Origin of the sequence: Cellvibrio sp. UBA7671 (genome assembly GCA_002483145.1) — a bacterium.
Classification (GTDB): domain Bacteria; phylum Pseudomonadota; class Gammaproteobacteria; order Pseudomonadales; family Cellvibrionaceae; genus Cellvibrio; species Cellvibrio fibrivorans.
Map to the genome: position 1 here is coordinate 417,214 of DLHJ01000012.1, position 22,744 is coordinate 439,957.

The following is a 22,744-nucleotide window of genomic DNA, read 5'->3' on the forward strand; positions in this document are numbered from 1 at the left end:
GTTGCCTCTGCTTATTCGGCCAAGGTTTTCTGTAAGGCGGCTATCAGTGCTTTGTGGGTTGCTGCAAGAGAATATTTTTCAACGATCGCGCGTTTACCCTGGTTGCCAAGTGACTGTCGCAATTGGCCATCGCTCAAGAGCTGGGTCATTTTTTGGCAGGCATCTTGTAGATTCCCTTCCTGATATATCAAACCATCCTTTAGGTGCTGCGTCGCTTCACAGACGGACGGATTGCTGGAGACAAGTACTGGAAGCCCTGCGCGCATATATTCGAGAATGGCGAGAGAGTAACCCACTTCGCCCCTGCTTGGGTGAAACGCAATATCGCAGCTATTGAGGATCTGATCGATATTATTAACGCGCCCAAGAAAAGTGACGTGATTGCCGATGGCGAGTGAGTGTGCCATGGTTTTTAAAAATTCCAGATCGGGGCCATCACCACAATAAATAAAATGAAATCCATGGCATTTTTGTTGGTGAACCAATTGGGCAAAAACATCTAACGCAAAATCTACACCTTTATAAAGATTTGCTCTGCCGGTACTGACAATTAACAAAGTCTCAGCAGCTACACCTAATTGTGCGCGCAAATCCAGTGGCGGGTTTTGCGTTGCTTCTGTTATCGGAATGCCATTAGGTGCTGCGAAGCATTTTTTGGCGGGCAGGCAGCTGATATTGATCAACCGGTCTTTGACGTATTCTGTTGCGCCGATTGCGGCATCGACTGCCAACAAAGGAATTCGCGCGCGACAGGATTTAAGAAATTTACGCAGTCCAGTAGGACGCGTGCGAATTCCTGGTGTATGGTCGTGGACGATAATTTTTTTTACCCCTGCGAGCTTGAAAAACAAATAGCTCCAATGGCTGGTGGGGCGGTCACTGAAATAAATAGCAGTAACATTGTGCTGTTTTATAAAACGTAAATGTTGCGCGAGATTCGCTAATTTGTTTACGCCGAAATCAAAAGCAGTTGTGCGAATTTGTGCATCGTGAATTGCGGCGGGCAGTATTGAAATACTGGGGTAGGTAATCACCACTTCATAATCAGTAGAGAATTCAGCGTGAATTTTTACCCAGAAACTTTCCATCAACCACCAGGCATAGCCAACATTGGAGTCCCAATTTGCGACGCACAGTAAGGTGGGTTTGCTATTGGGCTCTGACAAATTGACCACCCGCGACTTTCATTCTGTTCACATCATCAAAGCTATAGCCAAAATTGGCAATGTCTTGTTTGTATAGCTCGGCCACTTTTTGGATTGCGGCGGGAGAGTAAACCTCTTTGTAGCCAGCGCGTTTAGACGCGTTGGTGTGTTTCAAATCGGTTTGTGGCAACTTCAAACGCGCACAAATCGCGTCAAAATCCTGCTGAATGGTTTCAAAATAGCCCAGATGGTCAATGATCGGATTACCATGCCTATCGCAAATAAAATCGCATTGTGGCCACAAATGTATGTGCGCATGCAAACGCTCGGGGGTGAGCCAATTCAGCACAAAATCATCGAACGAATGAATGTCTGCCAAATTTTGCTTCGCCCATTCGGCGTCCTTGGCATTCCAGCCGCCACCTTTTAAATAAGAGTAAGCGGAATAAAGTCTGTCCCAGGGATTGCGCACGAAAGTGAATTTAAAAAACTGGTTATAGTCGCGGCGGCCATAAATCACCCGGTATTCCTGCGCCGTGTAATGATAGGGTAATTCGCCGAACAGGCTGAGCGCCAGAGAGGTACCGGCGGCTTTGGTGATGTGCACAAAAACACATTTATTTTGATAGTAATGGCGCAGGGAAAAATCGCCCTTATCCGAAGGGAATATCGCTGTTTTTAATGATTCAAAGTCCCTTAGGTTACGCAACTTGTAAAACCAGAAGCGTGTTTCCTTGGGAATTAATTTTCCATATAAATTGCGCAGCAATTGCATTGTGATTCTCTGTCTTGGGCTTCGATAAGTTGTGAGCGGGGTGCCTTCTAAGCCAAATACTCTTTTACAAAACGATTAAAATCATTCGTTTTACCCAGTGCATGAAAAAATGGGTTGAGTAAATTTTCTTTAGTGTTGTAGCGCAGCGGAGTGAGATTATCGGCTTGATAAATTTCACCACCAGCACCCTGCAGGACCGCGTGTGCTGCTGCTGTGTCCCACTCTGAAGTTAGGCCAAGGCGTGGATATAAATCAGCACTGCCTTCGGCCACCATGCAGATTTTAAGTGAGCTGCCAAGATTGACAATATCGGGTTGGTCAAAACGTTTTACCAACTGTGCAAACTCATCGCTTTGGTGTGATTTGCTGCCAACAATTTTCCATCCCCGCGCCGATTCTGGCAGTAATTTTACATGGATTGCTGTTTTATCTTCTGCGCTTTCTTTTACGCTGCCTGCGTGCAGTTGACCACCGTAGTAGAGCAGTGCTTTGGCCGGTGCATAAACTACGCCCCAAACGGGTTGCTGTTCAACAATCAGTGCAATATTTACCGTGAATTCACCATTACGTTTAATAAACTCCTTGGTGCCGTCCAGCGGATCAATTAGCCAGTAGCTTTGCCATTGGCTGCGTTCCTGCCATGCAATGGTTGTGCTCTCTTCAGAGAGCACAGGAATGTGCGGTGTTATTTTTTTCAGGCCATCGACAATGCAATGATGTGATGCCAGATCTGCTTCCGTCAGCGGCGACTCATCGGCTTTCATATCCACTGAAAAATCCCTGTTATAAATTTCCATTATGGCGGCGCCGGCCTGTTTGGCGAGCTTGATAACATCATCAAAATTAATTGCATTAAGCATTGCTATTTCCTGTGCCCAGTGAGATTAGAGGCTGAGAATTTTAAAAATTTGGGTGGTGCATTCCTCGACACTATAACGGGAGGTATCGATAGTGAGCTCAGGCGATTGAGGCGCTTCGTAAGGATCGCTAACGCCAGTGAAGTTTTTCAAAATCCCCTGGCGCGCCTTTTTGTACAACCCTTTAGGGTCGCGCGATTCGCAGACATCGAGCGGTGTATCAACAAACACTTCAATAAAGTTGCCATGGCCGAAAATAGAGCGAACCATTTGACGGTCGCGGCGGTATGGGCTGATAAATGCGCAAACCACAATCAGACCTGCATCGACCAATAATTTGGCGACTTCACCGACGCGGCGAATATTTTCGGCGCGATCGCTTTCACTCATACCCAAATCTTTATTCAGTCCATGACGTAAATTGTCGCCATCCAGCAAAAAGGATTTTTTGCCTTGATTGTGTAGAAGTGCATCCAGCGCATTGGCGATTGTTGATTTGCCTGCACCGGACAATCCTGTCAACCAAATACAGCAGGGCTTTTGTTGCAAGAGTGCTGCACGTTGAGCCGGTGTAATTTTCATGTTGTGCCACACTGCTGCAGAAGCCAGTTCAGTGGATTTTATTTCGTAAGGACTTTTTTCATCGTTGTTCATAGCAATTATCCTTGATGATGTTGTTGATGTCGGGTGATGGTGTCGGCATATATTTTCATTAACCGTTTGCCAATCACATCAATATCAAAATGGGTTTCGACATACTGGCGGGCATTGTGTTGCCATTCATTCCACTGTTGTGGATTGTCAATTATCCATTGGATCTTGTCAGCCATTACTGTGGGATTGCGGTCTTCTACTAAAAATGCAGATTGACCGTCCTCAACACACTCAGGTATGCCTCCGGTTTTAGTGGCAATGACAATCAATCCGGAGGCTTGTGCTTCCTGAATCGCGACGCCTTGGGTTTCTTCATGAAATCCCGTTTTGTCGGTGAGGCTTGGGAAGACAAAAATATGCGCGCGGGAATAAATCTCTTTGAGCTTTTGTTCGCTGATGCTGGTGTAAAGCGTCACATGTTTTTGTAAGTTTAACGTAACAATCATTTTTTCCAGATTGTCACGCTCTGGGCCTGCACCCACCATGGTGTAATGCAGATTGTAGCCAAGCTCAATAAGCTTTGGCAGTGCTTGTAGAACATATTGCTGCCCCTTGTCCGTATGAAACCTGCCGACTGTAAGGAGTTCTACCGGAGCATTAGCGGGTTTTGGTTTAGCACTAAAAACAAACTCACTGGTTACTATTCCCTGCGGAATAATCGCAATCTTTTCGGCCGGTGCTCCCAAGCTCATATACTGCTTCTTGGCAAATTCAGTGTTGACCAAAATAATATCAGCGGCTTCGACGTACTCACTGCGCATCACCGCTGGAATCGTCGAGACCCCGGGTGGGGGCAGACCGTGAAAAGTAATTACAAAGGGTGCTTTTTGTGCTCTGATAACTGGCAGTAGTAGGTGTCCGGTGATTTCAAAATGCGAATGAATGATGTCTATATCGCGTTTGATGAAATGCGGGGCTAATACCAGTGCGCCAATAAAATTGCTGGCCAGTGATTTATGTTGTGAAAAATAATGCGGCGCAGAAAATAATCCGCGCAGGCTTTTTACTATATTAAATGGATTTAAAAAATTATTGGCGATGGCGAATAATTTGTTCTTGCCATCAAAGTTTAAATATTCTGTTGCTTGGGTTAAGTGGAATTCATCAACAACGGAAGAATAGTTTTGATCTCCCTGCGTCATCGAGAAGATGGTGACACTACCACCATGCTTTACAACCTGGGCAGTACTATTGGCCAGCCAGGGTTGGATGGTGTTGGGAAATTTGGTGGCTATAATCAGTGCGTGCATTTTTGATTCATTTAGTGTTTAAGCTTGTGACAGTTTCCGGGTAATAACTATTTGGTGAATAGTTCCTTAATATCGCTTTTAATCTCGGGCGTTCGGGATGTACGCTGCCTGGATATATCAGAAACGACTTTATCCACCATGCGATTGCCGACAATTTTTGATTTTCACTCCAGTACAAGTTCGCCATCACCATGGCGTTCCAAGCTCTTGATCTTTGGCGCAAGTTTTTTTCAGGTATTTGCGCACTGATCCACTCTCGGTCAGCATACTGTTTTTGTTTGTGTCTGTTGGGGCGCAGCCCTGAATGAATGCGCATTGATATGGTATTAAAGTTACAACTTTTTGTATTTCCCTGTTTTACTAGCCTGCGTAGAAAGTCACGATCCTCAGAATTCGATAGCGATGTAACAAATGGGCCCGCCGCAATTATCGCTGTACGCTTTGCAAATATATTGGATGTGGCGCCAGGGAATGCAGTAAAAATGCAAAGATCCTCATAAGTTACTAAGGTTCGTGCTGGAGTATCTGCAATACAGTTTTTTGAATGTTCATCGAAGTAGCTGCAGCCACCACCTACCAACACACAGTCGTCATCTGCCAGGGCGATGGCCACTTTCGCCTCTATACATTTGCTTTCATAAATATCATCTGAATCCAAAAAAGCAACATAATCGCCTTTGCTGAGTGTTATGCCGTGATTCCTTGCTGCCGATGCCCCGGCATTTTTCTGTTTGATATAGCGTACGCAAGAAGCATTAAGATTTGCTATGACATCTTGTGTGCTGTCGGTCGAGCCGTCATCAATAACTAGTACTTCGATATTTTTGTAAGTTTGCTGGAATACAGACTCCAATGCATCTCCAATCATATGCGCACGATTAAACGTAGGTATTATTACGCTAACCAGTGGCATTAATGATGGCTCACTCATTTTGCGAGCCTGTATTGATCGAACCTTTTTCAATCATATTGCGAAAGTAACTATTGCTCTCATAGAGAGCAGAGTAGCTATCATTTGCAATCAATTTCCCATCGGCAATAACGGTAATCTTATCCGATAATTTTATCGCGGCAGGGCGATGGGAAATAACAATAATCAGTCGGTCATGTTTTAATTCGTTTAGCAGCTGCATCAATTCGTGTTCTGAATCTATATCCAATGCGCTAGTGGGTTCATCCAGAACCAGAATTTTGTTATTCCGGTAAAGCGCGCGTGCAATGCCGATGCGCTGGCGCTGGCCGCCGCTGAGTAACTTTCCATCTTGCCCCAGATCATTTTCCAAACCCTTGGGAAGTTTTTCGACAAACTCCATGGCATTGGCCTGCTGCAAGGCAGTTTTAACTCGCGCAATATCGACGTCTTCACGATTTACACCAAAAGCGACATTGGTAATCACGTCACCATCGAGAATAAAAATATGTTGGGGTACGTAGCCGATCGTGCGTTGGTAAGCGATTAAATCTTTGCCAGCAGTTGGCTTGTGGTTAGTAAAGAGCTGGCCGCTAGCTGGTGGCAAGAGGCCGAGGATAATGTCGGCTAGTGTGGACTTTCCTGAGCCCGAAGGCCCGGCAATAGTGTTGAGCTGGCCTTTGGTAAATTTGACGGTGACATCATCCAGTGCAGGTTTATTGGCTTTGGGATAGTGATAACTGATGTTTTTCAGTTCAATCTCAGTCACATCGGCGATGGCGGGAACATCAGTTTTTTCGTCGTTTGGTGTATCAAAATCCAGTTGCTTACGCAAAAAAATGGCAACGCCACCATTTGCACTCATGCTGGAAACCGATTTGTAAATTTGCTGCATAGTGGGCAAGAGTTTGTATCCTGCAAGCGCATAAACACTCAAGAGCGATACGACGTTGGTACTTTCATTGCTCCCACTGAGAAGCCATACGGCAAATAAGAGTATGGCGCTGAATGAAACTGTTTCAATAGCAAAGCGTGGTAAGTCACCCGAGAGTGCAATGTAAGCGCTTGAGTCCAGCCCTTGTTTATTGGCGGCGAGATATTGTTGGGTGTATTTGGCTTCAAGCGCATTTAATTTGATGTCTTTGATTCCGATAAAGGATTCCGACATGATTGATTGAACCACTTTGTTGCGTTTGGTAATAATGTCGCCATGGGCACGCAGGGATGTTTTTATCAGCCAGTAGGTACATAAGTAAGCGCCACCTACCACCAGAGCCGAACCAACCGCGACTACAGGATCGAGAAATAACAGGCCTACCAGAATAATTAGCGCAATAAATAATTGGCTGCACATTAACAAATAAGGTTGTAGCACCATGTAGATAAAGCGCGGTGCATCGGCGGAAATTGTGGATATCAGCTTGTTGTAGTTCGTGGTTTTGTGAAATAAATAATCCCGTCGAATGGATTTTTCAAACAACTGGCATTGCAAATTGCTGCCGAGATAAATCGAAAATTTAAATTGCAGCCAGATGGTCAATGCGCTGACAAAATTGGAAATAAAAATCATCGCAATTGACAGTAAGGCAAAACCGGTAATGAATTCCTGGTTAGATTGGAAGCCGCCATACTCATAGAGCGCGGCAAGGGCGCGATTGGTTTGAATGGATTCCGGATTGGATATGATGCCAATAAAGGGGGCGATACTGGCGATGCCAACCACCTGCACGGCTGCAGAGAAAAGAAAGAAAAATTGCATCAATAGCATCCGCAGTTTTTGCTCTCTGCTGAGCACGGCGTAAATGCTGCGGATAATATTCAGGATATACATGTATCAAAAACCTTTTATCTCAACGTGGCGATAGATAACAAGCGCATCTACGGCGATGTTGTCTCTATCATTTCCCTGGCTGGTGGTAAATTGCTGGGTGCAGCGGTTTACCGGTGCGGAATTCTATCACACACCATGCTAAGAAATTGTTGCTGGCGACGCGTGGGCGCCATACATCCAGATACTTTTCAGTAGTGTAAAACTATCCGACATTAATGCTGTATCAATTTTTGGTAGAGCGCGAGAGTCGCAGCGGCATTGGTATGGCTGGTGTAAGCCTTTTTCAGCTGCACACGGGGCTTGGTGTGCATAACCTGCAATATTTTATTGCTATAACCTGCAGGGCTGTGGTCTGTTACGAGCAGATCCGGATAATCCGCCAGTATTTCAACCAGGCCGCCAACACTGTGCGCAATCAAGGGTTTGCCGAGTGCGAGTGTTTCCAATGCGGTCATGGGTGTGCCCTCGTGGTCAGAGCAGATGACTACCATATCGAGCGCCGCTATGACTTGTGCGGGGTCAGTGCGGTGGCCGTGAAAGCTCACTGATTGCCCCAGCGCGAGCTCGTGACCAAGCAACTGGAGTTCTGCGGCGAGTTTGCCATCGCCAATAACATGGAAGTGTATTGCTGCAGATGTTTGTTTGAGTAGGAGTTGTGCGGCTCGAAGAAAAATATCGACCCGTTTGACGGGTTCCAGGCGTCCAACAATGCCTATATGGATAGCATTGGGCTGTGCTGTGCGTATATCGGTGGCGGGAACCGCTTGTTGTAGTCTGTCTACATCTATTCCATTTTTAATAATATGGATTTTGCGCTTGGGAAATATATTGCACAATTTTGTTGCCAGATCGGCAGAGACTGAAATGATGGCATCTTGCAAATAGTTGCCACAGAAATGGTCTAGCCATACTTGTATTTTCTTGATGCCGGATGCGCTGTGCTCGGGGGCTCCATGAGTTGTTCGCACGGCGGCGCTGCGCTGCCAAAAATGCGGGCGTAAGCATCGGCTGGCAAGTGTATTGGCAAGCGATCCGAGGATATTTTCTTTTTGGCGATGGGTGTGAATGAGGTCTGGGTCAAAACGGCGGATGATTGCGCAAAGGCGGGTAAAAATTTTCAGGCTGCTGATCTGGCGCTCATCGATAATTTCTACGCTTATCCCTGCTTGTATCAATCGATCGGCCAGTTCACCGTGATTCATCAATACTGCCAATAATTCGCATTGATCCTTCATTGATGTGAGCAAGGTATAGGCTTGCACCTCTGCGCCTGCCCAGAGATCGCCAGAAATGATGTGCAAAACCCTCGGGTGAGAGGTTAAAATCGGCAATTGAGTCTCAAGGTTTGTGTCAGGGTTCGTCATAGGCAGGTGCATGATGTCGAATATTCACTGGAAAAGTTAAGGACAGGTCAAGGGGTTGGAATGTTAACATTTTTATTTTGGTTATTTGGTATTGCTGCTGTTTATAGTTATTTTATTTATCCCTTGGTGCTGCGAGTTTTGCTTGCCAAAAAGAGTATAAAAAGAGGCGGCACCTCAACGCAACAAATGGCAGCGGTAAACAGCGTGTCATTGATCGTGACTGCCTATAACGAAGAGCATCGAATTCGCGCAAAAATCGAAAACAGTCTGCAATTACTCGCTGGTGATTTTGCGTTTGAAATTATTATCGCGTCCGATTGTTCGGAAGATAAAACCGATGACATAGTGCGCGAATATGCTGAGCGCAAAGTGCGTTTGGTGCGCGCTCCTGAGCGGCTGGGTAAAGAGCATGCGCAACAGTGTGCAATTAATCTTGCTAATGGAGATATTGTGGTTTTTAGTGATGTCGCCACTGAAATACCTTCCGATGCCATTCAAAAATTAGTGGCCTATTTTACCGATCCACATGTGGGTGCTGTGTCGAGCGAGGACCGTTTCATTAGTCAGGATGGTTCGGTTGCCGGTGAGGGTGCCTATGTAAAATATGAAATGTGGTTGCGTCAGCAGGAATCAAAATTGGCTGGGCTGGTGGGTTTGAGCGGTTCTTTTTTTGCGGTGCGTAAATCCCTGTGCAATGAGTGGGATATTCATTCACCGAGCGATTTTAATACCGCACTCAACACCGCGAAAGCAGGATTGCGGGCCGTAACCGCGCCTGATGTGTTGGGTTTTTATCAGGATCTAAAAGATCCCTCTAAAGAGTATCAACGCAAAATTCGCACGGTAATTCGCGGTATGACCGGGCTTGCGCGCCACGCAGAAGTGCTGAATATTGGTAAGTTTGGTTTGTTTGCCTTTCAGGTGATTTCACATAAATTGATGCGCTGGCTAACCCCTTGGTTTTTATTGGCGGCCTTTTTATTAAATGCATTTATCGCTGATAACAGTGTGTTCTACTTTTTATTATTTTCCGCGCAACTAGCATTCTACGGCCTCGCTGTAGTGGCTCATTTTTTACCAAACCTGCGCACTATTGCTATCGTCAAGCTGGTGTACTTCTTTGTGCAAGTCAATGTTGCCCTGCTCGATGCAGCCATTAAATTTGTTGCTGGCCAGCGCATGACAACCTGGAAACCCTCCGCGCGATGATTATCCACGGCGACCTTCCTCCAGCAGGAAATAAAATTAGTTTGCGCAAGTATCAGGAAAATCCTGTGCAAGATTTTTTTACTATGCATTCTTATTGGGTTGATTCGGGTACCTCGGCACTGGCGTTGGCACTAATGGATGCAAGAGAGCAATTTCCTGGTGTGCAACAGCCGCGCGCCATTATTCCCGGTTATTGTTGCCCGGATTTGGTGGCTGCTTGTGTGTATGCGGGTATTGAGCCGGTTGCAATTGATATTAGCGTTAATGATCCCGCTTATGATTGCGAGCAATTGCGCGCGCATCTGGATGATCGAGTTGTGGCGATTATTGCGGTCAATTTTTTGGGTATTGCTGAGCGGCTTGCAGATCTGCGACAGTTAATTGAAGGTTTGGGCTTGCGTGCCCGTCTGATCGAGGATAATGCACAATGGTTCCCAGCACAAAAAAGCGAAGCCATTTTTGAATCGGATTATGTCGTATTTTCATTTGGGCGCGGTAAACCGCTCAGTTTGTTAGGTGGTGGTTTGTTGTTAGCGTCTACACCTTTGTCATCGCGTGTGAGTAAGCAGATTGAGCCATCGCATTCTGTGTCTGCGCTCCTGCCGTTAAAAATGCGCGCTTATAATTGGTTGTTAACACCACAATTGTATTTGCTGTTGAACCGTAATCCTTTGCTGCATTTGGGTCGGACAGTGTATATCGCTTTGGAAGAAATCCTGGCTTTGGATCATTTTCGTGCTTCGTTATTGAAAGAAAATTTTCATCGCTACAGTGAGCGATTTACAAATATAGGTGAGCATTACAGCTCGGCAGCTGCGGTTGGTGGGCTGCAGCAAATGATGCCGCTGGAAAGCGCGCGCGCGCGGCGTTTGCTGCGTTACCCTTTATTGTGTGCCAGTGTTGCACGCAGGGATAAATTGCTTGTGCGTCTGCAGCGGGAAGGGCTAGGTGCAACAGCGATGTATCAAACGGCAATCGATGCAATCAGTGGTGTGGATGGTCGTGTGACTGTGCCTGCGGCACTGGATAATGCGTGCGATTTTGCGCAGCGCTTCATTAGTCTGCCCATTCATGATGGGGTAACTGAATATCACCGTGAGAAAATAGTGGCGCTATTGCGCACGGCCTGAGACCGCACGTCAACTGCATCTGGAAAATAGTTCATCCTACGCAGTGGATGAGCTATTGTATTGCGGCAATTTTATCTAGCGCAGGTTGAATCCTGACAATTTCCTCGTTGCAATCGGCAGCACAATTCACCTGTACTACCAGTAATCCAAAATAATTATCGCCCGCTGCCTTGGCAAAAATTTGGATTAATTTGGCATAGAAATAGTTAGCCGTCTGGTAGCGGCCAACTACATATTGTCTGGCAACCAATATGCGTATTTGGCTCCCCACTCTCCGGAAAACTCTCGTATCAAACGATTGTCCTCCTGCAGTTGTCAGGTTCAGTTGCTGCTCATTATTCCACTGGGAACTGTTAATCAGCCTGCCGATGTAGGGCACTATTTCTTCTTTTTTGCTACTGGTGATATGGGTAAATAAATCGACCTGCAGTGAGGTGCCATCAATGCCAAATTGTTGTTGTACTTTGGTGCCAGGGAAATCTGTGCTCAGTCGCGCCCCTATAACGCTAGTTGCGGGTATTTGATAGTGGGCGAGGTGCTGTAGGCTGAGTGGCTGGGTACCTGTTTTTGGTTCGGGGCTAAAATGGAGCAATAGAGGCCCGATCAATAACGGCAACAGAGGCAACAATGATGGTCGAGGAATTGCGATAGTGACTGACTGCTGTTTCGCGATAGGGGCAAAGTAGATGCTGGGAATCAAAATCATCGCAAATACAACCCAACCAAATGTTTCGTGGTCGCGCATCAAGCTGCTTTGCATTTCAGTAACGTAACCGATCAATACCAGTAAATAAATGCGCAACCAATTGGCAAATAGCCCGAGTAATAGCGCTAACAATATGGTGGTTAGCGCTTGCGGCACCCGGTAATTATTGACTAACGCGAGAATGTATCCAATTAACAGGGCAACTGTCAGATAGCGCAATCCGGAGCAGCCATCTGCAATAAAAATAGTTCCGCTTGGGAGGAAAATATTGCTGCCGTCGATAAGTGCAGTCATGCGACTGAGCTTAACTGCCTCGCCAACCATAAGACTACTGAGTTCTACTAATGTGCGATTGAGTTCTCCCCAAATGGGGATAGTAAAAATTAGCAATCCTAAATAGGGAAGTACTGCGCGCAATACCTGAAATGAAAGGCTTGCACTGATGGTCAATGCTATCAGTGCAATGATAAGGGCGTAAGCAGGTAAACTTATGCTGAGGCTTTCAAATAGATACCAGAGCAACGAACAGCTGCCGATGGCGATTAATTGCAACCAGTACCATGGGGTTTTTGCAATGTGGATGCCGGTTTGCTGATAATTGCGATAGATGAGGAGTGTAAACATCACTGCAAGGGTTGGCAGTGCGTGTGCTAAATCCTGGTCCCACAACACCCATTTTTTCCAAAGGGTAGTCAAACTTGGCAAATAGCATAAGGCCACCGACAGAATCGCTACAAAAATAGGCATGGCCGTGCGAAGCCGGAGGAGTTTATTGCTTAAATCCATAGTAAGGCGCGCTATTGAGTCCGATAAAGTGTGAGGCAGTTCATAATAGCGCGACCAAACAAAAAAAGCCTAGCTCTATATTGGTGTACTAACGCGTGATTTTAATGTAACGGCTGTACAAACCCGTTGTATCAAACACTGCAATTTCAAACTCCAGATCCCGCACCGGGCCAGTAAATACATACTCCGTTGTGCGATTACCGTTCAAGTTAATGTAGGTGTAGCGTGCGCCTGTAGGTTTACGATAGCGAATTTCGTAACCGCCTATGTCTTCGAGCTCCAGATAAGAGCCATCCTCCCGTTGGTTTGGATGTCCCCAGGTGATGGTGATAGTTTCTATTGCAGCACTGCTGGCTGTTGAGGAAGCGCTGCTTGATTTGGAACTCGCATTGGAGAATGCGCTGCTGGATTGTGAGCTCGCACTTGAGTTTGGCCTACTGCTGCTAGACATGCTCGTGCTGGACTTTGAGCTTGAGCTTGAGCTTGAACGCAGGGAGCTGCTACTGGATTTTAAGCTCGAGTGCAGGGAGCTGCTGGATTTTGCACTTGCGCTTGAATTAGTGCTGGCGGTGCTGCTATTTGCCAAAGCGAGTGTGCGTATGCTGAATGCCATAGAATCACCTGAATCATTACCCGCTGTGTCAAAAGCGGCAATAGCGTAGGTGTAATCGGTGGCGGGTAGCAGGTTTTGGTCGGCGAACATTTGTGCAGGATAATCAACAATCGCGATGAGTTTATTATCGCGTTTAATGGTGTAGTGGCTGATTCCCACATTATCCACGGCGTCATCCCATGTCAGGGTAATGCTCCGCTCTGACAGTCGGTAGAGGTGCAGCTCTGTTACAGTCGGTGGAGTGGTATCGGATCCATTGCTTTGCGATGAGACAGATGCGCTACTTGACCGCGGTATACGTGAGTAAACAGAGCTGGACGATTGACTGATGCTTGAAATAGAAGTGGGTTCAGCATTGGAAGACTGGCTTGAAGATGAACTCTGTTCCATGATGCTGCTGGCAGCAATTGAACTGATCGTTGGTTTATTTATTGTGCTGGTAGTGCTGTCTCCATCACCGGATGCAGCGCCACCACAGGCGGTAAGGGTAGCGGCAAGCCACACTAAAGGAAGGATACATAACAATTTATTAGCGCACTTGCACATCTATTTACACCTGCGATGTTTAAATTAGCTCTTCAATGATTCAAATTTGCAACAAACCAGTATTAGCACTTATGAATTGGTCGGTTGCCAGTTCCATCTTTTTTTTTAGATTTCGCGATTAAGTATCCAGTTTTTGTGACAAACAATGCGCGATTAAAGGTGATTGTATATATCGATTGTTTCTGAGCGCGATACCAACAATGCAACACTCTGTCCGGAGACTGATGGAGACCTTGCCAGGCTAGCGTTGGTTAATCTTCCTTATCTGCATTGCCCGAGTCGCCGTTGTTAACCAGATAATCCTGATTCATATCGTATTTTTTGATCAAGTCATAAAACGTTGGCCGCGTTACACCGAGCAATTTGGCTGCGGCTGAAATATTGTTATCGGTCATGCTGAGTGCGCGTAAAATGGCACCTCGTTCTGCTTCCTGACGTACATGACGTAAGTTAAGCGACAACTCTCCGGCTTCGGCCAAGCCCAAATCTTCACGCGTGATGTGCTTGCCATCGGCCATAATCACAGCGCGTTTTATTTTGTTTTCCATCTCGCGAATGTTGCCTGGCCAGGAATAATTTTCTATTGCGGCTATGGCGTCGGGGGTAAAGCCGGTGACATTCTGGCCGTGTTCCTTGGCAAATTTAAGTTTGAAATGGCGCGCGAGTAAAACCTTGTCACCGAGGCGATTGCGCAGCGGCGGAATCATTACTGTCATTTCACAAATACGATAGAACAAGTCTTCGCGAAAGCTGCCGGCTTTGACCATCTCTTCAAGGTTTTTGTTGGTGGCGCAGATCACGCGCACATCGACAGGAATTTCGGAGCGTCCGCCGACGCGTTCAATAACCCGTTCTTGCAAAAAGCGCAAAAGCTTTGCTTGCAAATTGAGAGGCATGTCACCAATTTCATCGAGAAACAGGGTTCCCTCATTGGCTGTTTCTACTTTGCCGATGGTAGTTTTGTTGGCACCAGTAAATGCGCCTTTTTCGTAACCGAAAAGTTCGCTCTCGATCAGGTTCTCGGGCACCGCCGCGCAGTTAATGGCGACAAAGCGTTTGGCTTTGCGTGGGCTTAGTTGATGGATGGCGCGTGCCATCACTTCTTTGCCGGTGCCACTTTCCCCGAGCAGGGTGCAGGTGACGGTAGTAGGCGAGATTTTTTCGAGCTGACGGCAAATTTTCAGCAGTTGCGGATCATTGGTAATTAGGCCTTCCAGCGGCTCCTGCTGCGACAAACTGATGCGGCGGTTGTAGTCTTCCAGTTCGTGGATATGAAAGGCGCGCTGCACAATTAAATCGAGCGTATTGGGATCAACCGGTTTTTGGTAGAAATCGTAGGCGCCCATAGCCACTGCGCGCAGGGCGTTGTCGCGGTCGGTTTTGCCGGTCATCACGATAACTTTGCTGTTAGGTGAGATGCGCAAAATATCCTGGATGCATTTAAAGCCTTCATCGACGCCGTCCTCATCGGGCGGCAGCCCCAAATCCTGGATAATTACAGCGGCTTCATGTAGGCGCAGGGCGGCAATGGCGTCCTGGCGGTTGTCGGCGACGACGGTTTCGTATTGGTCAAAATGCCAGCGCAATTGGCTTTGCAAGCCAGTGTCATCTTCGACAATTAATAAGATAGGTTTGGAAACGGTCGATTTACTCATGCGTTTGCGCTAATCCTTGTTCAGCGGGAGGGTAATGGTAATAGTGGTGCCTTCGCCCGGCTCGCTGGCGACATTCAATGTGCCGCTCAGCTCGCTAATATATTCGCGCGACAGGTAGACGCCAATGCCCATGCCTTTGCCGGATTTGGTGGTCTCAAAGGGTTTGAATAAGCGGTTGTGGATGAAATCCCAATCCATACCCGAGCCGGTATCTGCAATGATGATGACGGCCGAGTTGTTATTGATTTGCAGTGTAACATGAACTTTTCCGCTGTCAGGCGTGGCTTCCTGCGCATTTTTGATGAAGTTGGTGATGGTCATCACTAATCGCACTTGATCGGCATTAATGGTGCGATAGTTGGGTTGTATCTCCGCCGTGAGTGTTGGGCTGCTGCGCTGGCATTCGTTGATGGCCTGCTGCACTACCTCGGTAATCGACAGACGTTTCACCAGATCCGAGTCATCGCGGCGCAGCTTTCTGAGCAGGTTGTTCATGCGATCCACTGAGTTGCTGATGGTTTTTATCGCATCTTCAAAGAAGGCTGGATTACCTTTGTGTTTTTCGGCGTTGCGCACGACCAGTGCCTGCTGCGCAATCAAATTGTTTAGGTCGTGGATAATAAACGCGACCAGCTTGTTGTAAGTATCAAACTGGCGGCCTTCCACCAATTGCTCCGCCTGTTGATGGCGCTTGAGGTAGCTCGCGATCTGGCGCCCCATGGTTTTGAGCAAGTCCAGATCTTCCCAGGTGAGGGTTTCATCGCCGCCGGGTTTGGTCAGTGCCATAAAACCCACCAGCTCCTCACCGACAATCAAGGGGAACATCAGCCAGAGGTCGGGAATATTGTGCGCCCAGTGGGGTAGCAATTCATTGTGCTGGCTGAGCGCTTCGTTGTCGCCGCTATCGGGGATGAACACCCACTCGGATTCAATAAAAGCGCGGCAGAAGGGGCTATCAACCGGCTCTTCCTGCAGATCGACAAAATTGGGTAGATTGGCACGATAGACCGGCTCATAAAATCCCTGTTTGCGCAGCCAGATGGCTCCACTAGGAGCCTTGGTAGTAGAGGCAACGGCAAAAAAGGCACGTTGGTTGACCTCACTAGTCTCAGCCGGTTGGGCAAGATAGTTGATCAGGCGCAACCATTCGTTGCGATAATCGTATTTATAGCGGAACAGGTGTTTATTGATCAGGACCGATAACTTCATACGTATACGGCTGGAAATGAACACAGTCGCAATCAGCAATACAGCGCCGACCAATAACAGGCTATAAAAGACGGTGCCCCAGTTGCCGCCGTAAAGGCGCACGTAGTAACCGCCGAGCGAAAGTACGGTAATTAATACGCCCACGCCGACCAGTGAGGTAGTGTAAAAGGCGATCGGGCGCGAGAGGTTGAAGTTCGCTGGGCGGTCATTGCGCTGCAATAACAGCATGCCGCCCAGCGCCATAAACAGGCAGGTGGCGATGGAGACCGCAGCGCGCGACTGCCAGAGCATGGGGTCGAGCCCTTTGAAGATGAGTGCGTGGGTAAATAGATAGATGTCGTAGAGGAAAATCGCCGCCAGGTTCATACACAGCAATTTGATCTGGCGATCATTCTCGGCAGCGTAGCGATAGAGTTGCTCAACGCTGACCAGTGCGATAACCGCCAATCCCAGCGCGAACCACACGGATAATCCCGCCTGGTTCATATTGGGAATGAATAGCATTGCAATCGCCAGCGCGGTAATCGGCCAGCCACCGCTAAACAGCAATTGCAGGCTGGCGGGTAGTTGTCTGCGTTGGGTATTGTGTTTGAGGCTCAGCCCAATGCAGAAAACCCAGGCATTAAAATGCAAATATTCAAAAATAATCAGTAGATAAAGTGGGATAGATTGTTCGGAAAAGGACAGGGCGATAGCGCCGAGATGCAGCGTATGCACAGCGGCAGCCCCGGCGAACAACCAGGTTTTTTGTTTGCGCACCAGTTGGAACAAATAGGTAGCTGTCAGCAGGGCAGAAACGACTGCAGCGCTAAAGTAGGCAACAAAGGTGACGCTGTTATATTCCATACCGGCCAGAATCCTATGCGGAGGTATAAGTCGTGGCAATAAGCATAACAGTTGGTTGTGGCAGATCAAATCGCCATAAGATTCTTGTAACGACTATTAAATACTGCCATCGCCTGTGTGGGTATTTGCCGCTATAATGCGCGCCCAAAGATCGCCATATCTCCCTGAATTTACAACGGGCAAGCTGGAACAGAGTTTCAGCGGCCTTATACCAACGAGGAAAAAGCCGTGAGCCACATGAAAAAATTGTTCGGAATCCTGTTAATGACTGCCATGGTGAGCGGTACTGCCATTGCCAATGACGATGAAGTCCAGGCGCGCATCGCTCCCGTGGGCAGCACCTGCATGCAGGGTGAAGAATGTGCTGCCGCTCCGGCACCTGCCGCTGCAGCGGGTCCAAAATCTGGTAAGGATGTGTACACCGGTTTTTGTACCACCTGCCACGGTGCCGGCGTGATGGGCGCGCCTAAGTTCGGTACTGCCGCCGATTGGGCTCCGCGCGTTGCCAAAGGCAAAGACACGCTTTATACCCATGCAATTGGCGGCTTCAATGCCATGCCACCCAAGGGTATGTGTGCGGCTTGCAGCGATGATGAAATCAAAGGTGCAGTGGATTACATGTTGGATGGCAGCAAGTAATTAGCTTCTTCGATGTGACAAAGGCGACCTTGGGTCGCCTTTGTTGTTTTTGGATGCCAGTGCAGTTGAAGCCAATCTCAATCGAACAAGTTGAGCAAACTGGATAAGGTCTCCTCACCCTTGGCCAGATTTTTCTCCGCACTCTGCTCGCCAAAGCCTTCCCATTCCACATCTTCTTTCGGCAGCTCATCCAAAAAGCGGCTGGGGGTGGTCTCACTCATCTCGCCAAATTGCTTGCGCTTGCCCGCGAGTGTCATCGATAGCGTCCGTTGCGCACGGGTGATGCCCACGTAAGTCAGGCGCCTTTCTTCTTCAATATTATTGTCTTCAATACTGTTGCGATGGGGTAGCAGGTCCTCTTCCATGCCCACCATAAATACGTGGGGGAATTCCAGACCTTTGGAGGCGTGCAGTGTCATCAACTGCACCTGATCACTCAAATCTTCCTCTTCCTGCCGCTCCATTAAATCGCGCAATACCAATTTGGCGATAGCGTCTTCAATACGCGACTCTTCGTCTTCATCGTCATTGGCGGTTTTGTCGAGGCTCTTTTGCAGCGACTCGATCAGGTAAAACACGTTTTCCAGCCGTTTTTCCGCCGCTTTACTGCTGGCGGAGTTCTGATGTAGCCAACCTTCGTAATCTATGTCGCTTAACATCTCGCGGATCGCATCAACCGGTTTTTCGCCGCGAGAATCTTGGGTAACTTGTTTGACCCAGTGCGCAAAACGTTGCAAACGTTCAAGGTTTTTTTCGGGAATGCGACTCTGTAAGCCCAGCTCATCCAGTGCGGCAAATAAACTGATTTCGCGTTCGCTCGCATAGCCGCCCAAAGCTTCCAGCGTGCTGGTGCCAATCTGGCGGCGTGGGGTGTTGATGATGCGCAAAAAAGCGTTGTCGTCGTCTGGGTTGACGATCAAGCGCAAGTAGGCCATTACATCCTTGATTTCGGTTTTAGCAAAAAATGAGGAGCCGCCGCTCATCTTGTAGGGAATCTGGTGATGTTGCAGTTTCATCTCCAGCAGGCGCGCTTGGTGGTTGCCGCGATAGAGCACCGCAAAGTCACGGAATTTGTATTGCTTCTGCAAGCGTTGGGTGATGATCTCGGTAGCTACGCGCTCGGCCTCAGCCTCTTCGTTTTTGCAGCGGATTACCCGGATCGGATCGCCCAAGCCCATCTCGCTCCACAGCGCCTTGTCGAATTCATGCGGGTTGTTGGCGATCAGATGGTTGGCCACGCGCAGGATGCGGCTGGTGGAGCGGTAATTTTGCTCCAGTTTGATTACCCGCAAACTTGGATAATCCTGTTTGAGCAGACTCATATTTTCCGGCCGCGCGCCGCGCCAGGCGTAGATGGATTGGTCGTCATCGCCCACCACGGTGAGTGCACCGCGGTTGCCGACGATAAGCTGCACCAAAAGGTACTGGCTGGAGTTGGTGTCTTGGTATTCATCCACCAACAGGTAGCGGATTTTGCGCTGCCAACGGGCAAGCACCTCGGCATTGGTTTGGAATAACTCGACTGGGATCAGGATCAGGTCGTCGAAGTCCACCGCGTTATAGGCGCGCAGAGCCTGGTTGTAGCGCTGGTAAATAATCGCGATGGTCTGCTCGCCGGGGCTTTGCGCCATACTCAAGGCGCGTGCCGGATTGACCAGGTCATTTTTCCAGTTGGAGATTTGGTTCTGCACCAGATCGATATGGTCGTTATCCAGATCGCCCTCTTTGAGCATCAGTTCCTTGAGTAGCGAACGTGCATCTTCAGAGTCAAAAATGGAGAAGCCGGGTTTGAAACCGAGGCTTTTGTGCTCGCGGCGGATAATGTTCAAGCCGAGGTTGTGGAAGGTAGAAACCGTCAGGCCTTTAGAGGCACTGCCTTTGACCAATTTGCTGGCGCGCTCTTTCATCTCGCGCGCGGCTTTATTGGTAAACGTGAGTGCGGCTATGTGGCGCGCAGGCATATCGCACTGTTCAATCAGATAGGCGATCTTGCGTGTGATTACGCTGGTCTTGCCGCTGCCCGCACCGGCCAACACCAGACATGGTCCATCGATATAGAGCACGGCTTCTTTTTGGCGGGGGTTGAGTTGGGTCACAGTGGCGGCCTTGAGCAGATGGGCGAGCATTCTAACAAGCCCTCCTGCGCTTGCAACGGCGATCTTGGGCGCTATAACTACAAGGTAAGCATGGAAAGTTTGTAGCGGTTATTTGTTATATAGCAAAGCGTTTTGTTTGCCTGAGGCGACTGTTACCATTGTGGTGCTTTGAGTGCGAAATTTAGTGCCAAACAACTCGGATAAAAACGCGAGTTAAAAGGGATCGAGAGCGATGGAGAACAAGATAAAAATTTTATTTATCGACCGTGAACAGGGCGAATACCTGCTCATCGCTGAGGTTTTGTCGCATATTCGCCAAGTGGAGTACGAACTTGTCTGGTGCGACCAACTGGATATCGCACTTAATAAAATTTTATCGCAAGAATTTGATGTGGCGTTGCTCGATTATTACTGGGGCGATACTAGCGCCCGCGATCTGCTCAATGCAGCGCGCGTGCAAGCTTGCCAGACACCCATTGTGGTGATGACGGATGAAATGGAGACCGAAGTTGACCGCGAAGCTATCCGGGCAGGCGCGGCGGATTATTTAATTAAAGGCCAAATCGATCACCTGTTATTAGAGCGCACCCTGCGCTATGCCATCGAGCGTAAACAAACCGAGCAACACCTCACACGCCTTGCGCATTACGATCCACTCACCGATGTACCCAATCGCATTTTATTCCGCGACCGCCTCGAACATGCGATTAATTTGGCCGAGCGCGACAACGCCAGTTTTACCCTGATGTTTATCGATCTCAACGGCTTTAAACAAGTGAACGACAATTTTGGACACGATGCGGGCGATGCGATTATCCGCATCTGTGCCGAGCGTTTGAATGCGTGTTTGCGCCGCAGCGATTCAGTCGCGCGCATGGGTGGCGACGAATTCACGTTGTTGTTGCAAAAAATTGCGGTCAATACCGATGTTGCACACATCGCTGAAAAAGTCATTGCCGCCATCGAGCAGCCCGCCGAAATTAATGGTCATGAAGTGGTGGTGGGTTGCAGTATTGGCATTGCGATTTATCCGCAAGCGGGGCGCGATGCCGACACCCTGCTTAAACATGCCGATATGGCGATGTACAAAGCCAAACAGGAAGACGGCAGCAGCTATCGCTTTTTTACCGAGATGATGAACCAGGATGTACGCCGTCAATTGCGGCTTGAGTCCGATTTGCGCGCGGCGCTGAAAAAACAGCAGTTTGTGCTGCATTACACCCCGCGTGTCGATGTGAGTACCGGCAAGGTGATCGCGCTTGAAGCAGTGCTGCGCTGGGATAAACCCGGTATGGGAATTTTAAATGCGAGTGATTTTATCGCTACCGCTGAAGAGACAGGTATCATCAACGCATTGGGTTATTGGGCCATTCGCCAGGCGTGCAACGATTTAAAATTGTTGCAGGAATTTTGGGATGGGCCCTTGATGATGGCGATCAATTTATCCATGCGCCAATTTAAAGATGACAATCTGGTGCACGAAGTTGCACGCATTTTTGCTGACAACGATATTCAGCCTGGCGATATCGAATTTGAAATTTCCGAAACGGTTTTCGCCGACAATATTGAATTGGTTTCGTTATGCATGCGGCCGCTGTCATTTTTTGGAATTAATTTTTTACTCGACAGTTTTGGTGCGGGCAATTCATCGCTGCTGCATTTACAGCGCTTGCCGATCAGCACGGTAAAAATCGATTTGGGTTTCCTGCAGGAATTAAATCGCAGCCACACCGACAAACGTTTGGTCTCGGCCATGATTACGCTTGCGCACAATCTTGGGAAGTTAGTTGTCGCTGAAGGTGTAGAAACCAAAGAGCAAAAAGAATGGCTCAAGGAAATGGGCTGCGATTTAATGCAGGGCTATTATTTTTCTGCACCCAAATCCTATGCTGAAATTATCAACTGGCTGCAGATGTCGGCATCACATCAACATCTGCTGCTCAATTAATTTTTATTGATTACTGCTTTGGCGATCAAGGGTGCGGTAACTCAGTGCTTCACTGATATCGACGGTGTTCACATTATCGCGCGCAGCCATATCGGCCAGCGTGCGCGCCAGTTTCAGAACTCGGTGATAGGCGCGGGTCGATAACCCCAGTTTATTAATCGCCTGCTCCAACAATGCCTTATCGCCCTCAGTTAAAACGCAGTGGTGCTCCAGTTCCGGTGCACTCAATTGGTGATTGGCTTTACCCTGCCGCGCGATTTGCCGCGCGCGCGCCTGTTCCACCCGCGCCCGGATCACACTGCTGTTATCGCCTTGGGTTTTGTTTTGTAATTCACCTTGTCGAAGGCTGCGGACTGGCACGTGCATGTCGATGCGGTCGAGCAGGGGGCCTGAAATCTTATCTCGATAGCGTCTTACCTGGTCGGGTGTGCAGCGGCAGCGGTTGGCGTCGCTGCCGTGATAGCCGCAGGGACATGGGTTCATGGCTAGGTCCTGATATCTGGATTGACAGGGAATCATATAATAACCGCTCATTGACACCTTGCTGTCATTCCCACACCTATACTACGGGTGAT

Annotated in this window: 18 protein-coding genes; 4 read left to right on the forward strand and 14 right to left on the reverse strand. The window is 48.2% G+C overall.

Annotated features, from left to right (window positions below):
- Positions 1-11 precede the first annotated feature (11 nt).
- From B4E62_RS10145 to B4E62_RS10180, 8 genes are all read right to left on the reverse strand, one after another.
- A complete protein-coding gene (locus B4E62_RS10145; RefSeq protein WP_310068565.1) occupies positions 12-1,166 on the reverse strand; it encodes a glycosyltransferase family 4 protein in 1,155 nt (384 codons plus the stop codon).
- Positions 1,150-1,920 carry a sulfotransferase family 2 domain-containing protein gene (locus B4E62_RS10150; protein ID WP_310068563.1) on the reverse strand — a complete coding sequence of 257 codons (771 nt, stop codon included), beginning with the start codon at positions 1,918-1,920 and terminating at the stop codon, positions 1,150-1,152. The genes B4E62_RS10145 and B4E62_RS10150 overlap by 17 nt, the downstream gene beginning before the upstream one ends.
- A 47-nt stretch (positions 1,921-1,967) precedes the next feature.
- Positions 1,968-2,780, reverse strand: coding sequence for a 3'(2'),5'-bisphosphate nucleotidase CysQ (gene cysQ, locus B4E62_RS10155; protein ID WP_331351976.1), 813 nt, complete (start codon positions 2,778-2,780; stop codon positions 1,968-1,970).
- A gap of 24 nt (positions 2,781-2,804) precedes the next feature.
- Positions 2,805-3,431 carry an adenylyl-sulfate kinase gene (gene cysC / locus B4E62_RS10160; protein ID WP_310068557.1) on the reverse strand — a complete coding sequence of 209 codons (627 nt, stop codon included), beginning with the start codon at positions 3,429-3,431 and terminating at the stop codon, positions 2,805-2,807.
- A 5-nt stretch (positions 3,432-3,436) separates the two neighbouring features.
- Positions 3,437-4,681, reverse strand: a complete 1,245-nt coding sequence (locus B4E62_RS10165) for a glycosyltransferase family 4 protein (RefSeq protein ID WP_331351977.1) — start codon at positions 4,679-4,681, stop codon at positions 3,437-3,439.
- 7 nt (positions 4,682-4,688) lie between these two features.
- Complete coding sequence (locus B4E62_RS10170) at positions 4,689-5,612, reverse strand: glycosyltransferase family A protein (RefSeq protein WP_310068554.1); 924 nt, start codon at positions 5,610-5,612, stop codon at positions 4,689-4,691.
- A complete protein-coding gene (locus tag B4E62_RS10175) occupies positions 5,605-7,422 on the reverse strand; it encodes an ABC transporter ATP-binding protein (protein WP_331351978.1) in 1,818 nt (605 codons plus the stop codon). The genes B4E62_RS10170 and B4E62_RS10175 overlap by 8 nt, the downstream gene beginning before the upstream one ends.
- A gap of 212 nt (positions 7,423-7,634) precedes the next feature.
- Positions 7,635-8,786, reverse strand: coding sequence for a glycosyltransferase (locus tag B4E62_RS10180; protein ID WP_331351979.1), 1,152 nt, complete (start codon positions 8,784-8,786; stop codon positions 7,635-7,637).
- Positions 8,787-8,846: 60 nt separating this feature from the next.
- Here B4E62_RS10180 and B4E62_RS10185 point away from each other — a divergent pair, with 60 nt between their 5' ends.
- Together B4E62_RS10185 and B4E62_RS10190 are read left to right on the forward strand one after the other, a co-directional pair.
- Positions 8,847-9,995, forward strand: coding sequence for a glycosyltransferase family 2 protein (locus B4E62_RS10185; RefSeq protein ID WP_310068547.1), 1,149 nt, complete (start codon positions 8,847-8,849; stop codon positions 9,993-9,995).
- Between the two features lie 65 nt (positions 9,996-10,060).
- Entirely contained in the window at positions 10,061-11,125 is a 1,065-nt protein-coding gene (locus tag B4E62_RS10190) for a DegT/DnrJ/EryC1/StrS family aminotransferase (protein ID WP_331351980.1), read from the forward strand.
- Positions 11,126-11,177: 52 nt separating this feature from the next.
- Here B4E62_RS10190 and B4E62_RS10195 read toward each other — a convergent pair whose 3' ends face one another.
- From B4E62_RS10195 to prsK, 4 genes are all read right to left on the reverse strand, one after another.
- Positions 11,178-12,578 (reverse strand): exosortase/archaeosortase family protein, encoded by a 1,401-nt coding sequence (locus tag B4E62_RS10195; protein WP_331351981.1) that lies wholly within the window; start codon positions 12,576-12,578, stop codon positions 11,178-11,180.
- A gap of 127 nt (positions 12,579-12,705) precedes the next feature.
- Complete coding sequence (locus B4E62_RS10200; protein WP_331351982.1) at positions 12,706-13,776, reverse strand: fibronectin type III domain-containing protein; 1,071 nt, start codon at positions 13,774-13,776, stop codon at positions 12,706-12,708.
- A 251-nt stretch (positions 13,777-14,027) separates the two neighbouring features.
- The gene (gene prsR / locus B4E62_RS10205; protein ID WP_331351983.1) at positions 14,028-15,431 is read right to left on the reverse strand and encodes a PEP-CTERM-box response regulator transcription factor; all 1,404 of its coding nucleotides are present in this window, start codon (positions 15,429-15,431) and stop codon (positions 14,028-14,030) included.
- 9 nt (positions 15,432-15,440) lie between these two features.
- Positions 15,441-17,486: an XrtA/PEP-CTERM system histidine kinase PrsK gene (gene prsK / locus B4E62_RS10210; protein WP_331351984.1), complete on the reverse strand. Its 2,046-nt coding sequence runs from the start codon at positions 17,484-17,486 to the stop codon at positions 15,441-15,443.
- Between the two features lie 237 nt (positions 17,487-17,723).
- Here prsK and B4E62_RS10215 point away from each other — a divergent pair, with 237 nt between their 5' ends.
- A complete protein-coding gene (locus B4E62_RS10215) occupies positions 17,724-18,125 on the forward strand; it encodes a cytochrome c5 family protein (protein WP_310069442.1) in 402 nt (133 codons plus the stop codon).
- A 77-nt stretch (positions 18,126-18,202) separates the two neighbouring features.
- Here the strand turns inward: B4E62_RS10215 and rep are convergent, their stop codons facing one another.
- Complete coding sequence (gene rep / locus B4E62_RS10220) at positions 18,203-20,221, reverse strand: DNA helicase Rep (RefSeq protein ID WP_331352042.1); 2,019 nt, start codon at positions 20,219-20,221, stop codon at positions 18,203-18,205.
- 232 nt (positions 20,222-20,453) lie between these two features.
- Between rep and B4E62_RS10225 the strand changes: the two genes are divergently transcribed.
- Entirely contained in the window at positions 20,454-22,169 is a 1,716-nt protein-coding gene (locus B4E62_RS10225; protein WP_331351985.1) for a putative bifunctional diguanylate cyclase/phosphodiesterase, read from the forward strand.
- A 3-nt stretch (positions 22,170-22,172) separates the two neighbouring features.
- On the opposite strand, the gene B4E62_RS10230 is transcribed toward B4E62_RS10225, so the two are convergent.
- Positions 22,173-22,652: an ATP-binding protein gene (locus tag B4E62_RS10230; RefSeq protein WP_331351986.1), complete on the reverse strand. Its 480-nt coding sequence runs from the start codon at positions 22,650-22,652 to the stop codon at positions 22,173-22,175.
- Between the last annotated feature and the right edge of the window lie 92 nt (positions 22,653-22,744).